The sequence below is a fragment of the Luteibacter sp. OK325 genome (assembly GCF_003050935.1).
Taxonomy (GTDB): Bacteria; Pseudomonadota; Gammaproteobacteria; order Xanthomonadales; family Rhodanobacteraceae; genus Luteibacter.
Genome location: NZ_QAOX01000008.1, coordinates 110,238 through 124,720, shown reverse-complemented (window position 1 = coordinate 124,720; position 14,483 = coordinate 110,238). Strand labels below are relative to the sequence as shown.

The window sequence follows — 14,483 nt, the reverse complement described above, 5'->3', positions numbered from 1 at the left end:
AGTCACCCATGAAGCATGCATTCGTTCGCGCCGCCCTGTGCGCTGCCCTGGTCCTGCCCGTTGCCGCGCAGGCACACAAGATGTGGATGGTGCCCTCGGCCACCGTGATCTCCGGCGACGACGCCTGGGTGACCGTGGATGCCGCCGTGTCCAACGATCTCTACTACCCCGATCACTTCCCGGCGCAGCTCGACCAACTGGTGATCACCGCCCCCGACGGCACCACCGTGAAGCCGGAGAACGCGGCCACCGGCAAGTACCGCAGCACGTTCGACCTGGCCGTGCCGCAGAAGGGCACCTACCGTCTGGCGCTCGTCAACCAGGGCCTGTTCGCGAATTACGAAGTGGATGGCCAGAAGAAGCGCTGGCGTGGCAAGGCGGATGAACTAAAAGCCGCCATCCCGGCCAACGCAAAGAACGTGCAGGTCAGCGAGATGTCCTCGCGCGTGGAAACCTTCGTCACCCAGGGTACGCCAAGCGACGGTGCGCTGAAGCCGACCAACAAGGGCCTCGAACTCGTCCCGGTGACGAAGCCGAACGACCTCATGGCCGGTGAGAAGGCCACCTTCCAGCTGCTGCTCGACGGCAAGCCCGCAGCCAACCTCAAGGTCGCCGCCATCAACGGCGCCACGCGTTATCGCAACGCCCAGGACGAGATGGACACCACCACCGACAAGGACGGCAAGTTCTCTTTCACCTGGCCGACCGCCGGCATGTACTGGGTCAATGTCTCCAGCGAAGACGACAGGACATCTGTGAAGGAAGCGAAGCAGCGTCGCCTTGGTTACACCGCGACGCTTGAAGTGTTGCCGCAGTAAGCCCGATGCGAATCGGATCGACGATGTTTCGTGAAGGGCCTCGCGCCGGCAACCAGTGGTTGCTGGTGCTGCTTCTGGCCTCGGGAGCGGCGTTCGGCAAGGACGTACGCCGCTTCGAAGGCGAGACGATGGGCACGACCTGGTCGGTCAATGCCGTACTGCCCGATGGCACGGATGACCGCGCCATCGAAAGCGGCATCCAGGCCGAGGTCGATCGTGTCGTCGCGCAGATGAGCACGTACGTAGCGGACTCGGACCTGAGCCGATTCAATCGCGCGCCAGCGGGTACGTGGCAGACCCTCCCGCCCGAGTTCTATACGGTGCTGCGCTACGCGCTGGATCTGGCGAAGTCCTCAGGCGGCGCTTACGACCCCACCGTGGGTCCACTGGTGAACCTGTGGGGATTCGGGCCGGACAAGCGGCCGCGCGAAGCGCCCGATGCTGCGGTGATCGCTGCAGCGAAGGAGCGCGTGGGCTGGGCGAAGATCCGACTCGACGAGGCTGGTCACCGCGCCTTCCAGCCGGGCGGCGTGTACGTCGACCTGTCTTCCGTAGCCAAGGGTTTCGGCGTGGACCAGGTGGCACGCTACCTCGATCGTGTCGGCGTGCATGCCTATCTGGTCGAGGTGGGTGGCGAGCTGCGTGGACGAGGACACAAGCCCGACGGATCGCCCTGGCATGTCGGTATCGAGCGACCGCATGCGGCGGCCGGTGCGGTCGACAATCCGGACGAAGTCGAACGGATCGTGTCGATGACCGACCGGGCCATCGCTACCTCGGGGGATTACCGCCATTTCTTCGAAAGCGGCGGGATGTTCTTTTCGCACCACATCGATCCTCGCACGGGCTATCCGGTCACCCACCGCGTGGCATCGGTCAGCGTCATTGCCGTGGACTGCATGCTCGCCGATCCACTTGGTACCACGCTCACCGTGCTCGGTTCCGACGAGGGCATGGCCTATGCGAAAGAGCACGGCATCGCCGCGCTCTTCATTCTCTACGGCGAGGACGGCAAGTTCAGTGAGGTGATGTCGCCCGCCTTCACGGCGGCACTCAAACAGTGAAAGCCACGCTTGGCCAGATCGGTATCGGCCTGTTTCTGCTCGTTGTCGTCGTCGTCTTCGCGGGCATGCATGATTTCTCCGGCATGCAGGCTGCGTCGCCACCACGCACCGGCTGGGCGGGTGCGCTCGGTGTCGGCTGGGTTGCGATGTCGGTCCTTTTGACGCGCGGAAAACGCGACGCAATCACGAAGGACGTCGTGAGCGTGGCCCCGATGCCGGACATGATGCTTGTGATTCACGCGTCGCAGACGGGCTTCGCCAGTGAGCTGGCCGCGCGTACGGCCGAGCTCCTGCGCAGTGGTAGCGTTACCGTGGAGCTGCGCGACATCGCGGCGCTGACGCCGGCCATGCTCGCCCACGCGACGCGCGCACTGTTCGTGGTCAGCACGACGGGCGAGGGCGATGCACCGGATAACGCCACGGCATTTCGCCGTGCAGCCATGAACTCGCCGCAGGCGCTTCATGGGCTGGCCTATGGGGTACTTGCACTCGGCGACCGCGACTACGAAGACTTCTGCGCGTTCGGCCACGATCTGGAACACTGGCTCCACGCGAGCGGCGCCGTGCCGCTGTTCGATCTGGTCGAGGTCGACAACGGCGACGAGGGCGCGCTGCGGCATTGGCAGCACCATGTTGCACAGCTGTCGGGTGTAACGACGCAACCGGACTGGTCGCGCCCTGCTTACCAGCCGTGGCGCCTGCTCGAACGTCGCCTGCTGAATCGGGGGAGCATGGGTGGTCCCTGTTTTCATCTGGCGCTGGCTCCGGAGGATGCGACGCTGCTGAGCTGGCAGGCCGGCGACATCGTCGAGATCGGGCCGCGGCATGCGAGCGGAGAACCGGTGACCTTGCCGCATCGCGAGTACTCGATCGCATCCGTGCCCGCCGACGGTGCGTTGCATCTCGTTGTCCGGCAGATGCGCGCAGTGGACGGCACGTTGGGGCTGGGTTCGGGCTGGCTGACTGAATACGCCGCGGTCGGTGCCTTGATCGACGTACGCGTGCGGCGCAACGAAGGCTTCCACGCGCCCATCGACGACCGTCCGGCCATCTTCGTCGGCAATGGCACGGGCATCGCGGGCCTGCGCGCATTGATCAAGGCGCGTATGGCGCGGGGTCACACGCGAAACTGGCTGGTCTTCGGCGAGCGCCATGCCCAGGCCGACCGCGTTCACGTCGACGAACTGGAACGCTGGCACGACCTCGGTGGCATCGAACGTCTCGACCTGGTCTGGTCACGTCAGCCGGGTGGCTCGCGCTACGTGCAGGACCGCCTTCGAGCCATGGCGGATGAAGTACGCAGCTACGTGGCCGAAGGTGCAAGTATTTACGTCTGCGGCAGCCTCGCCGGCATGGCCCCGGGCGTCGACGCCGCGCTGCGGAACATTCTTGGTGAGTCACTCGTCGACGAGCTCGCCGCTACGGGCCGCTATCGACGCGACGTGTATTGATCGGATAGCTCGCTTTGCGAGCTCAAGTTTCCAGCGGCTTGCGCCGCCTCATGCTCTTTCGGCGTTGGGAGTCGCGAGGGGCAACGAACGTCGAGGTTGCGTGTGGTCGAGCGAACCGCCGACCACTTGCGGTGCCGCTTTCTGTAGGAGCCGCTTCAGCGGCGAACCCTCAACGGTGATTCTGCGAACGAGGCATTGCATCGCATCATGCTGGAGGTTCAACCGCTCGCCGAATCTGCTCAAGGCCTCCTTCGCATACCCGACAGCCTGAGGGTTCGCCGCTGAAGCGGCTCCTACAGAAGGCACGTTTTGCGCTGTCGAATGGTGTGCGACGAGGCGGCGTTGAGCTCGACCAGACGCCACCTCAACCGCGGCTCCGAAACAGCACGAGCGTCAGACAACAATCAACCGCACCTTCCCCTTGAAAACCCCATCGAACCGCAACGCCGTCAGGTCGGTCACCCACTCGACGTTCGCGGGAATCTCTTCCGGATGGTCGCCCGCGATGGCGATGACGCGCGCACCGGCCGCAAGACCCGCGTCGATGCCGGCTTTGGCGTCTTCGAAGACGAGGGTGTCCTTCGGTGCCGCGTTCATGCGCTTCGCGCCGAGCAGGTAACCCTCGGGATCCGGCTTACCGTTGGTGACGATTTCACCGGTGACCATCAGCGGCGGCGGCACGATGCCGGCGGCGCCGAGGCGTGCCTTCGCCAATTCGGTGTCGGCTGAGGTGACGATGGTCCACGCCGAGGGCGGCAGGGCGGCGAGGAGGGCGTGGGCCCCGGGGATCTGCACGATGCCGTCGACGTCCTCGACTTCCTCGCGATACAGGCGCTGGAATACCGCGTCGACATCCATGCCGGGTTTCGCGAACATCTTCACCGAGTCCATCATGCGTACGCCGTGCAGGCGCGGCAGCACGTAGTGCCAGTCGATGCCGTTCTCGTCGCACCAGCGTTTCCAGATCTTCTCCACGACGACGCGCGAATCGATCAGCGTGCCGTCCATGTCGAAGAGCAATGCACTGGCCTCGATGACCGTGCCCGATTCAAGTCGCATGACGCCTCCGATAGGGGGAAAGACTCAACACGTGGGGACGTGTACAGGCTTTCACCATACCGGAGGGCGCCAACCTCGTCAGCGTGCGGCCTGGGCGGCGTGGTTGCGGACGGCTTCGGCAAGGATGTCGTTCACTTCCTTTGTGGCCTGGCGTGCGGCCTCGGCCTGACGGCGACCCCATTCGGCCTGGGTCTTGCCCTGCATGGCACGCTGCTGGCCGATCTGGGCCATTTTCTGTGCGATGGCCGCCTGCTCGTGACCGAGTGCGGCGTGGCCGGCAGCGTAAGCGCCGGGATCGCGCGGCCGGGTCGGATCGCTCTCCTGGGCGGCAAGTTCGGCCTGGCGCTCGCCGAGTTTGGCCATCTGTTCGTCGAGGATGGCTTGCTGGTTATCGAGCTCGGCCACCTTGTCAGCGCTCATCGCGCCCATGTCCGCGGGCTTCGCGCTACGCGTGAAAGCGGTGGTGATGCGCTTCACGTAGGCGGGATCCCGCAGCACCCAGGCCTGATCACCGTTGCGGAACCAGACGTAGTCGTTCGAGTTGTCGCGTTGCGCCTTGGCACGACGAATGTCGCTGCTGCTGCCATTGATCACGGTGACATCGTCACCGAAGAAAACCAGGGCATGCGAGGCTTCGCCGCCGCGGATATCCACGCTTTCTACGGCCGGTACGGGGGGAGCCGGCGGCACGGGCGGCGGCGGCATGGGGGCGGGCGGCGCGGGAGGCGGCATGGACACGGCATGCGCTGAAGGTGCGACGGCCGGCTCGGCGGGAGCGGGCGGTGCTGCGGGCGCTGCCGGTGCTGCCGGCGGCACCGAAGCGTAGGCAGCACGTTGCGTCCCGCCGTTGTCCGCGGCGACGACGCGCCAGGGCATCACGCCGATGGCGGCGATGGCGATGACGATCGAGACGGTGAGCACGCGCGGCGGCGCGTCAGTGGCGTGACCGAGCATGTCGAGTCTCCTTTTGAGATTCTGAAACGTGGGTGAGGCGCCCGGCAGGGCATGATGCGGATGGGGTGCGACGCCCAGACGGAGCAGCAGGCGTCCATAGGTCTTCGGGGCCTGTCGGCCACGCGATACGACAAGGGCGTCGCAGGCGGCTTCGCGGCAAAGCGCGTACTCGCGCACGGCGAAGTGAACCAGTGGATGGAAGAAGAACAGCGTCCGCGCCGCTGCCGGGATCCAGCCGAGTACGAGGTCACCGCGACGGACATGCGCGAGTTCGTGCATGAGGGCCATGTCGAGTTCGTCGTCGCCGAGGCCATCGTCCAGCGGCAACAGGATGGTCGGACGCCATAGACCGATGACCTGGGGTGACTCGACTTCGTCGGAGACCGCGAGGCGGGGCGAACGACGCAGGCCGAGTTCGCGCGCACGGCGCGCGCAGAGCGCTTCCACGCGCACGTCGTCATGCGGTATGGCGCGGCGGGCCACGCCGAGCAGGCGATGCAAGCGCACCGCGGCGACGGCACACTGGGCGAGGACGGCGGCGAGCCAGAGCCCCAGCAGCGCGTACGTCCAGGAGAAGGTCCAGCCTGTGTCCGCGGCGAGCGACACGGCGCCCGTGTCGCCGAGGATGGCAACGGTCGTCACGGTGGTCGCCGGCGCGGCGGGAAGTAACGGCACGCCGAGCAGCGTGGGGCAGGCAATACCGACAATCAGCTGTGCGCCGAGCAGCCACCACAAGCTGCTGCGTGCAGCGGCGGAGAGCGACGGTACGACGCGGCAGGTCACATGCACGATGGCGGCGAGCAGGAGGGCCTGCACGGAGGCGTGTGCGAGACGGGAGAGCAGGGTGTCGAGAAAGGCATCCATGTCAGCGCCCCTTGCGCCGCGACTGCAGGGTGTCGACCAGCGCCTCGAGTTCGGCCAGTTCGGTATCGCTCACCTGGCCGCGTTCGGACATCCAGGCGACGAAGGGCGACACCGAACCCTGCAAGGTCTTTTCGACGAAGCGTGCCACCGCGCCGGTCATGACCTCGCCCGATTCGTTCGTGGCGCTGTAACGAAACATGCCTTCGATCTTGCGGCGGCCCAGATAGCCCTTGGCACGCAGTCGCTCCATCATGGTCAGTACGGTCGACCGCGCGAGGCCACGGGTTTCGCCATACCCGGCACACACTTCCGCCACCGTGCTTTTCGGCGCCTCGCCGATGTACTGCAGGAGGGCGAGTTCCTGGTCGCCGATGGTTTTCTTGCTCATGCCGCCTCTCCTGACTACAGATGTAGGCAGCGTGCGCCTGACGACAGGTGTAGTCAAGCGTGACCTTCGGCAGGGGCCATGAAAAAAGCCCCCGCCGTAAGGCAGGGGCTTTCGGGTACCTCGTCGATCGCGGCGGCTCACGCCACCGCGAAAGATCAGGCTGCCGCGTCCTTGAGCTTCTTGAGCGGACGGACCTTGACCTTGACCGAGGCGGGCTTGGCTGCGAACCAGCGCTCTTCACCCGTGAACGGATCCTTGCCCTTGCGCTTCGGCTTCGCAGCGACGGCAACGGAGGTGATCTTCAGCAGACCGGGCAGCGTGAACGTACCGGCGCCCTTCTTGTGAACCGACGCGGAGATCGCGCCTTCGAGCGAAGCCAGCACGGCCTTCACGCTCTTGCTGTCAATGCCGCTCTGCTCGACGATGTGCGAGACGAGCGTGGACTTCGAAAGCGGATCCTTGATCGGCTTAAGAGCGGCCGGGGCCTTCGCAGCCTTCACGGCAGCCTTGGCAGGAGCCTTGGCAGCCTTCTTCGCCGCCGTTTTTTTGGTCGTGGCCATGGTTATCCTTGTCACTTGATCGAATGAGGCGGCCTTTCCGGCCGGTGCCCAGCGGGCGACTCACTCTAGCGTTGCTTTGGTCCGCTGAAAATAGGGTTCGCGAAGATTTTTCGCATTTCGAGCCCTTTTTTTACGGATCCGCGTGATGCACTGCGGAAAAACGGCAGGTCAGATGCCTGCATACCACTCGTAACCGTTGTCTTCCCAGTACCCGCCGTTGCCGTCTCCGACCTCCGCGAAGGACGCGACCACTTCGATTCGCCGGATGTATTTCGCTTGCTTGTAGCCTAACTGGCGCTCGACGCGCAGGCGCAGCGGCGCGCCATTGGCAACCGGCAGGGCGCCTCCGTTGAGGCCATAGGCCAGGAGTGTCTGCGGATGCCGGGCCTCGTCGAGGTCGACACTCTCGTAGTAAGGCGTGTCCTGCTCCATGTCGTCGAAGCAATGAAAGACGACGTAACGTGCCCCGGCGCCAGGCTTGACGTGATCCAGTAACGCGGCCAGCGGCGTGCCCGTCCACTTGCCGATGGCGCTCCAGCCCTCGACACAGTCGTGGCGGGTGATCTGGGTTCGCATGCCCAGCGTCCTGAGCTCGTCGATCGAAAAGTGAGTGGGCTTTTCGACCAGTCCATCGACTTCGAGGCGGTAGTCGGCAAAGCCGCCTTTCATAAGTCCCTGGTAGAGCGGGGTGTCCGGCATCAAGGTGCCGTTGGGCTTGAATACCGCGGAAATATCGGATTCGGCATATTCGCGGGCGAGCGCCTTCGAAGGCGAGAGAAAGCGCTGCACACGTCGGTTTATCGCCTCGGCACTTTCCAGGAGCCGGGGGCCCGACTCGCTTTCCGATATCCGGTCGCAGCCGGCGAGCGTCGCGCCGCCGAGCGCCAGCAAGGTCGACCGCAGGAAGTCGCGGCGGTCACTCATGGTGCGTCTCCTCGTGACGAGCGTTGTGAATGCGGTACCAGCCCGTGATCATCCCGCGCAACTGGTTCAAGGGGCCGCTGATGAGCACTTCGAGCACGTGGACGATGACGAAGGCGACGAAACCCGTCGCGATCACGAAGTGGATCGCGCGGGCCGACTGGCGCCCGCCGACGGCCTCGACCAGACCGCCCAGCACCGCGTCCATGCGCGGTGACATAAGCAGTCCCATCAGCACGATGCCACCACCGAACACGAAAATGGCGACGAGATAGGCCAGCCGCTGGAGGACGTTGTAGCGCAGCGCGTCTTCTCCCTCGGCGTGGCGAAAGCGCAAGTGATCGACGATGGAGCGTCCGAGACCTCGCCAGTCGCGGCGATCAGGCACCAGATCGCGGGAAAGATGTCGACTGGCCAGCGACCAGCCGACATACGCGAGGCCATTGATTACGAACAACCAGGCGAAGAAGAAATGCCAGCGGCGTCCCATCGCAAGCCAGCCTGGTCCGGGAATGGTCGCCCAGGCCGGAAAGCCTCTCGCGGCCCATTTGCCGTCGACCCTGGAAGCGCCAAGGATTCCCGTGGTGTCGAAGGCGTGGCTGCCGATGACGGTCGTTCCGCGCACGTTACCCGTGGCATCCTGGCTGGCTCGCAGGCTCAGCCATTCCTTGCCGGGGTCGGAGCGGTTACCCCAATAGAGCGACGGATGCGCGTTGAAAATCTGCAGGCCGCTTCCCAGCAGGACCAGAAGGCAGAGGACGTTGATCCAGTGCATGAGGCGCACTGGCCAGCGGTGTCGGTAGACGAGGCGGGTGTTCATCGCGCATGGCTCCCGTCGGCAGGTGATACACAGTATGACCCGGTCGCGGCGGAATGCCTTTCACGGCGAGCGTCAACGAGGATCGCGGTCGATGCGACCCGACGCGACGGCATGAGCAAGGTCGGCTTCGGTGTCCAGGTCCTGCGCGAAGGCGTCGGCGCGGATGGCCTGCGGCATGGTGTCCTTCCATAGCGCGCGGAAGCCCATGTCGCCCTCGAGCGCCGCCGCGCGCATCAACGTCGCGGCTCGCAGTACCGCCGGTACGCCCATCGCGTCGGCGTAGGCCGTGACGGTATCGCGTGAGCCATCGTGTGCGGCGAGGAGACGCCACAGATGCGCCTCATCGAGCGCGAGCTGGTCAATAACCACGACCAGGACAGGGCCGGTGCGTCCCGCCAACGCATCGGCGGCGACACGAAGCGAGGAGGCCATGCCCGTGGCCCAGTCGGGATTGAATACCGCCATCGCGCCTGCGAGCGCGCCGCACATGCGTTCGGCATGCGCTCCCAGCACTGCTACGGTCTTGCCCGGCCGCGTCGCCGCGACGATCCGCGATGCGCGCGCCACCAGCGTCTCGCCGGCGACGGTCAGGAGCTGCTTGGGCCGGCCCAGGCGCAGGCTACCGCCCGCGGCGAGGATCACCGCGTCATGGCCACCGATCACGGCAGCCGCGCGCGGTCGCGCTGGCAGACCTGGGCGAGAATGGACAATGCGATGCCATGTGGCGTCTGCGCGCCAATCGGCAGTCCGGCCGGGAGGTGCAGCCTTTGCAGTTCGTCGTCGTCGATGCCCTCGTCCTTCAGGCGCTCGACACGCGCGCCGATCTTGTTGCGACTGCCCAGGATGCCCACCGCGAAGGCGCTCGAATGCAGCGCATGCGCGGCTACGGCGTGATCGATTTCCGCATCGTGGCTCAACGAGTACACGGCGGTGCGATCGTCCAGTTGCAGATCTCCGAGGGCGGCCGGCAGGCTGCGTGAGTCGTAGCCGGCTAGCGGCGTGCCCGGTGGCGGTTCGGTCGGGCCATGCGGGCGCAACAGGATCACCTCGACGCCGAGCAACGGGGCGAGATGGGCGACCGCAAGGGTTACCGGGTCGCCACCGACGGCCACCAGGCGCAACGGTGGACGCTGGACGCGGGCGTAATGCTGTGCGCTTGTCCGCAGGTCACCCTCGACGATCTCCCATGCGCCGCTTTCCCGGTCCGACAGTACGGTGACCGTGCGCCGCTCGCGGCGGGCAACGGTGAGCGTATTAACGTACCGCGAGGGTTCCCGCAGTTCACGAACGAAGATGCCGATACGGCCGCCGCAGCTGAGCTGGATGTCCAGTACGAGGCTGCCGACGCCATAGTCGAGCAGTCGGGGACGGCCCTCGGCGACCGCCATGGCGGCCTCCTCGGCCACCGCTGCCTCGACACAACCCCCGGAAACGTACCCGGCGACCCGGCCGTCGGCGGCGATCGCCATCTCGCTATAGAGCGGGCGTGGAGACGGGCCCTCGATGCTCACCAGCGTCGCCAATGCCACGCGGCCGCCATGGGCATATTCGCGCAGGGAGGGGAGCAGGTCCTCGACCAGCGCGTATTCCGGCCAGACCGGCCAGTCCTGCGCGACGGAAGGGTTCAAGGCGTTCATGCCCGAAGTCTGGCACGATTGCACGTGAAGGGCTTGGCGGGGCCAGATACACCCCGCTTACGCACATTGTGGTTTCCTGAGGCGACATGTCCCCACTCATCGACCGTCACGGACGTACCAAGCGGAAGTTGCGGATATCGCTTACCGACCGCTGCAATTTCCGCTGTACGTACTGCATGCCCGAGCACCCGGACTGGCTTCCGAAAGCCAGCCTGCTGGCGCGCGGCGAAATCGTGCGCCTGGCTGGCCTGTTCGTGGATCACGGGATCGACCAGATCCGCCTCACCGGTGGCGAGCCGCTCCTGCGCAAGGACCTGCTCGAATGCGTGCGTGACATCGGCGCCCTCCGCGAACGCGGCCTTCGTCGCCTTTCGATGACCACCAACGCCTCCCGTATCGCGCCCAAGGCGCGCGAGCTGGTCATGGCGGGTGTCGACGATTTCAACGTGAGCCTGGACGCGATCGACCCGGCGACGTTCCAACGCCTCACCCTGCGCGACATCGCCCCGGTGTTCGACGGCATCGACGCGCTGGTCGACGCCGGGGCCAACGTCAAACTCAATGCGGTGGTCGTTCGCGGCGACAACGAGAAGGACATCGTGCCGCTGCTGGAATGGGCCATGGCCAGGAAGCTTCCCCTGCGCTACATCGAATACATGCCCCTGGATGCGCCCGGTCACTGGAAACGCGACGCCGTGGTGTCCGAGGCGGACATGCTCGCGGCGATCCGCGAGCGCCACGAGGTGGTGGGGCAGCCGCGCGGACATGATCCCGCCACACCCTATCTTGTCGACGGGCATTACCCGCTCGGCATCATCTCCACGGTGTCCAATCCTTTCTGCTCCACCTGCGACCGCCTGCGGATCACGGCGACGGGCGAACTGTTTACCTGTCTGTTCTCGCCGATCGGTACGCCGCTCGGTGCACGCATGCGCGAGGGCATCGGTGACGACGTGCTCGCCGAACAGGTGCGCCGCGCGGTCTGGCTGAAGGATGCGGGCTATGCATCGCGCCCGGGTCCCGTGGACAGGCCATTGACCATGCATGCGATGGGTGGATGAGTCCCTTCGCCGGATATCCCATGAAACAGATCGTTTTCGAACTATTCGCCAACCTCGAACGGCTGGCCGGCAGCGGCACCTGCTCCGTGCAGGCGCATGACGAGGTCGGCACGGTGGCCGAAGCGCTCGCCCTGCTGGCGCGCGAGCGCCCCGAGCTGGCCGCCTCCCTCGACCGCTGTGCCTGCGTCGCCGGCGATACCATCGTGCGGCGCGCCGATCCCGTGCCTGCGGACGGCCGTATCGCGCTTCTGCCACCCGTGGCCGGAGGTTGAGCATGGAACATGCAGTGCTTTCCCATGACACAGTGACGGTCGAGCCCCTTCTCGAGCTGAACGCCCATCCGGAATGCGGCGGCCTTGCGCTGTTCGTCGGCACGGTGCGCGACCACCACGAAGGAAGGTCGGTGCGGCACCTCACGTACACGGCACATGAGCCGCTCGCGGCGAAGATCATTCGCGAGGTGGAGGCGGCCACGCGAGAGAAATATGGCGTGCCTTACGTGCGAATCATGCATCGCCTGGGAGACCTGTCGATCGGCGATATCGCCATCGTCTGCGTGGTGCGTGCGCCGCACAGGGCAGAAGCCTTCGATGCGTGCCGCTATGCCGTGGACGCCGTGAAGCACGGTGCTCCGATCTGGAAGGAAGAGTTCTATAACGATGGCAGCAGCGCATTCGTCGAAGGATGCTGCATCCGTGACGACATGGATGACGCCACGGCACGCCCCCATCGCCATCACTCACATACGAGCCACGGATGAAAGACGTCAGCCAGAAGCCGGATTCCCTGCGCGTTGCCCGCGCGACCGCCACCTTGCACGCGCCAGCCCACTGCATCGAGTTGCTGCGCAGCGGCGATACCGAAAAGGGCGATCCGCTGAAGACGGCACGCGTCGCCGGTATCCTCGCCGCCAAACGCACGGATGAACTCATTCCGCTCTGCCATCCCTTGCCGATCCATCGCGCCGAGGTGACCTACGAGCTGGCAGACGCCTCGGTAAGAGTCATCGCGGAAGTGCAGACCATCGGCCCCACGGGCGTGGAGATGGAAGCACTGACGGCGGCCAGCCTGGCCGCGCTCACGCTCTACGACATGCTCAAGCCGTATGCCGAGCCGGACGAGTTGCATATCGAAGACTGTCGTCTCGAGCGCAAGACCGGCGGCAAGTCGCACTACAGGCGGACGCTGTCGACACCGCGCAGCGCCGCGGTCGTTGTGCTGTCCGACACGGTGGCCAGCGGGGCCAAGCAGGACACGGCGGGTACCTGGGTGCGCGATGCCCTGACCGCAGCCAACTTTGGCCCGGTCGGGTACACCGTGATCGCGGATGACGCCGCCATGCTGGGCGATCTGTTAGGAACCCTGATCGATGCCGACACCGCCATGATCATCACCGTCGGAGGCACGGGACTGGGCCCGCGCGACATCACCGTCGATACAGTCAAGCCCATGCTGGACGTCGAAATTCCGGGAATCATGGAAGCCGCGCGCGCCTTCGGGCAACAGCGCATGCCCTTCGCCATGCTCTCGCGCGGCGTGGCCGGCTACGTTCGCGACAGTTTGCTGGTCACCTTTCCGGGCAGCCGCGGTGGTGCGAGCGAATCGCTCGCCGCTACCTTGCCGGGACTTATCCATCTCCTGGAAACCGGCCGTGCGGGTGGGCATCATCCCGGCGGTTACGGCGAGGGGCACTGAATGGCCTTGCTGCCGCTACAGGAAACCTTCGGGCTCTACCGTAAGTGGGTAGGCCGACTGCCCACGCATCGCCTGCCGGTGGAACTCGCCCTCGGTTCGGTGCTGGCCGAGGCGGCCACCGCGCGCATCGCGCTGCCGCGATTCACCCAGAGTGCGGTGGATGGCTATGCCCTGCGCGCCGCCGAAGGGGAGGCGCCGCGCACGCTCATCGGCACGGCGGCGGCCGGCGAGCCGGCGGGTGTGGTCGTCGGCACAGGGCAGGCGGTACGCATCCTGACCGGAGGCGTGGTTCCCGAGGGTGCGGATGCCGTGGCACGCCAGGAAATCGTCGAACGCACGGGAACGGGCATCGTGCTCACCGAAGCGGTGCGGACCGGTGACGCCATACGTTACGAAGGCGAGGAGCTCGCCGCGGGCAGCATCATCGCGAACGCCGGCCAACGCATAACCGCGGGTCTGGTCGCGGCCTTCGCCATGGCGGGCATCGATACGGTCGAGGTGTACCGTCGTCCGCGCGTCGCCGTGCTCATTACCGGTGACGAAGTGCTTCGCGCGGGTGAGCCACTCGCGCCTGGCATGGTCTATGACGCTAACGGGCCGTTGCTTCGCGCCTGGTTTGTTGAAAACGGATACGGCGAGCCGGTCGTAGCCTACGTGCGGGACGACGAGGCTGCGCTCGAAGAAGCCCTGAGCGCCGCACTCGACAGTGCCGACATCATCGTTACCAGCGGCGGCGTGTCCGTAGGCGATCGCGACTTCGTGCCCTCCGTCGCCGATCGTCTCGGCGTGCGCAAGGTGTTCTGGAAGGTGGCGCAGAAGCCCGGCAAACCCCTGTGGTTCGGCATGCGTGAGGGCAAGGTGTTGCTGGGCATGCCGGGCAACCCGGCCGCCGTGCTGGTTTGTCTGGCCGTTCATGCGCGCGCCGTGCTCGGTCGCCTCGAGGGCGAAACGGCGGATCAGCCCAAGTGGCGCGGGGGTGTCCTCAGCGCTGCGGTCGATGCGGATGCAGAGCGTGACCGGCTGGTTCGCATGCGCCTGCACAACGAGGAAGGCGTGGTCAGGCTGGAAGCGCTGCCTCGCCAGGACTCGCACATGCTGAGCAACCTGGCATCGGCGCATGCACTGGTCTGGCTACCGTCTCGCGCGGAGGCTTTCGCCTCCGGCGAGCGTGTCTCGTGGATCCCGATCTGA

At 65.9% G+C, this 14,483-nt stretch carries 16 protein-coding genes; 8 read left to right on the top strand and 8 right to left on the bottom strand.

Annotated elements, in window-relative coordinates; all coding sequences use genetic code 11:
- The first annotated feature begins 8 nt into the window (after nucleotides 1–8).
- From C8J98_RS17095 to C8J98_RS17085, 3 genes are read left to right on the top strand one after another with little or no spacing between them, the layout of a single operon-like run.
- The gene (locus C8J98_RS17095; RefSeq protein ID WP_107914389.1) at nucleotides 9–818 is read left to right on the top strand and encodes a DUF4198 domain-containing protein; all 810 of its coding nucleotides are present in this window, start codon (nucleotides 9–11) and stop codon (nucleotides 816–818) included.
- Between the two features lie 23 nt (nucleotides 819–841).
- Nucleotides 842–1,882, top strand: coding sequence for an FAD:protein FMN transferase (locus C8J98_RS17090; RefSeq protein WP_107914388.1), 1,041 nt, complete (start codon nucleotides 842–844; stop codon nucleotides 1,880–1,882).
- Entirely contained in the window at nucleotides 1,879–3,333 is a 1,455-nt protein-coding gene (locus tag C8J98_RS17085; protein WP_233260267.1) for a sulfite reductase subunit alpha, read from the top strand. Before C8J98_RS17090 ends, C8J98_RS17085 begins: the two co-directional genes overlap by 4 nt.
- 393 nt (nucleotides 3,334–3,726) lie before the next feature.
- Here the strand turns inward: C8J98_RS17085 and C8J98_RS17080 are convergent, their stop codons facing one another.
- From C8J98_RS17080 to C8J98_RS17045, 8 genes are all read right to left on the bottom strand, one after another.
- Nucleotides 3,727–4,392 carry an HAD-IA family hydrolase gene (locus tag C8J98_RS17080; RefSeq protein WP_107914387.1) on the bottom strand — a complete coding sequence of 222 codons (666 nt, stop codon included), beginning with the start codon at nucleotides 4,390–4,392 and terminating at the stop codon, nucleotides 3,727–3,729.
- Nucleotides 4,393–4,470: 78 nt separating this feature from the next.
- The gene (locus tag C8J98_RS17075; protein ID WP_107914386.1) at nucleotides 4,471–6,210 is read right to left on the bottom strand and encodes a M56 family metallopeptidase; all 1,740 of its coding nucleotides are present in this window, start codon (nucleotides 6,208–6,210) and stop codon (nucleotides 4,471–4,473) included.
- Between the two features lies 1 nt (nucleotide 6,211).
- Nucleotides 6,212–6,598 (bottom strand): BlaI/MecI/CopY family transcriptional regulator, encoded by a 387-nt coding sequence (locus C8J98_RS17070; protein ID WP_107914385.1) that lies wholly within the window; start codon nucleotides 6,596–6,598, stop codon nucleotides 6,212–6,214.
- Nucleotides 6,599–6,753: 155 nt separating this feature from the next.
- Complete coding sequence (locus tag C8J98_RS17065; protein WP_046968653.1) at nucleotides 6,754–7,158, bottom strand: HU family DNA-binding protein; 405 nt, start codon at nucleotides 7,156–7,158, stop codon at nucleotides 6,754–6,756.
- A 168-nt stretch (nucleotides 7,159–7,326) separates the two neighbouring features.
- Nucleotides 7,327–8,082 carry a molybdopterin-binding protein gene (locus C8J98_RS17060; RefSeq protein WP_107914384.1) on the bottom strand — a complete coding sequence of 252 codons (756 nt, stop codon included), beginning with the start codon at nucleotides 8,080–8,082 and terminating at the stop codon, nucleotides 7,327–7,329.
- A complete protein-coding gene (locus C8J98_RS17055; protein ID WP_107914383.1) occupies nucleotides 8,075–8,899 on the bottom strand; it encodes a cytochrome b/b6 domain-containing protein in 825 nt (274 codons plus the stop codon). Before C8J98_RS17055 ends, C8J98_RS17060 begins: the two co-directional genes overlap by 8 nt.
- A gap of 72 nt (nucleotides 8,900–8,971) precedes the next feature.
- Entirely contained in the window at nucleotides 8,972–9,562 is a 591-nt protein-coding gene (locus C8J98_RS17050; RefSeq protein WP_158272747.1) for a nucleotidyltransferase family protein, read from the bottom strand.
- Entirely contained in the window at nucleotides 9,559–10,536 is a 978-nt protein-coding gene (locus C8J98_RS17045; RefSeq protein ID WP_107914381.1) for an XdhC family protein, read from the bottom strand. The genes C8J98_RS17050 and C8J98_RS17045 overlap by 4 nt, the downstream gene beginning before the upstream one ends.
- Before the next feature lie 86 nt (nucleotides 10,537–10,622).
- Here C8J98_RS17045 and moaA point away from each other — a divergent pair, with 86 nt between their 5' ends.
- Genes moaA through C8J98_RS17020 form a run of 5 tightly spaced genes read left to right on the top strand, consistent with a single transcriptional unit; the run spans nucleotide 10,623 to nucleotide 14,483 of the window.
- Nucleotides 10,623–11,597 carry a GTP 3',8-cyclase MoaA gene (gene moaA, locus C8J98_RS17040; protein WP_107914380.1) on the top strand — a complete coding sequence of 325 codons (975 nt, stop codon included), beginning with the start codon at nucleotides 10,623–10,625 and terminating at the stop codon, nucleotides 11,595–11,597.
- A 20-nt stretch (nucleotides 11,598–11,617) separates the two neighbouring features.
- A complete protein-coding gene (locus tag C8J98_RS17035; RefSeq protein ID WP_158272746.1) occupies nucleotides 11,618–11,869 on the top strand; it encodes a MoaD/ThiS family protein in 252 nt (83 codons plus the stop codon).
- 2 nt (nucleotides 11,870–11,871) lie between these two features.
- Nucleotides 11,872–12,357 (top strand): molybdenum cofactor biosynthesis protein MoaE, encoded by a 486-nt coding sequence (locus C8J98_RS17030; protein WP_107914378.1) that lies wholly within the window; start codon nucleotides 11,872–11,874, stop codon nucleotides 12,355–12,357.
- Nucleotides 12,354–13,292, top strand: a complete 939-nt coding sequence (gene moaCB / locus C8J98_RS17025) for a bifunctional molybdenum cofactor biosynthesis protein MoaC/MoaB (RefSeq protein ID WP_107914377.1) — start codon at nucleotides 12,354–12,356, stop codon at nucleotides 13,290–13,292. Before C8J98_RS17030 ends, moaCB begins: the two co-directional genes overlap by 4 nt.
- Nucleotides 13,293–14,483, top strand: coding sequence for a molybdopterin molybdotransferase MoeA (locus C8J98_RS17020; RefSeq protein WP_107914376.1), 1,191 nt, complete (start codon nucleotides 13,293–13,295; stop codon nucleotides 14,481–14,483).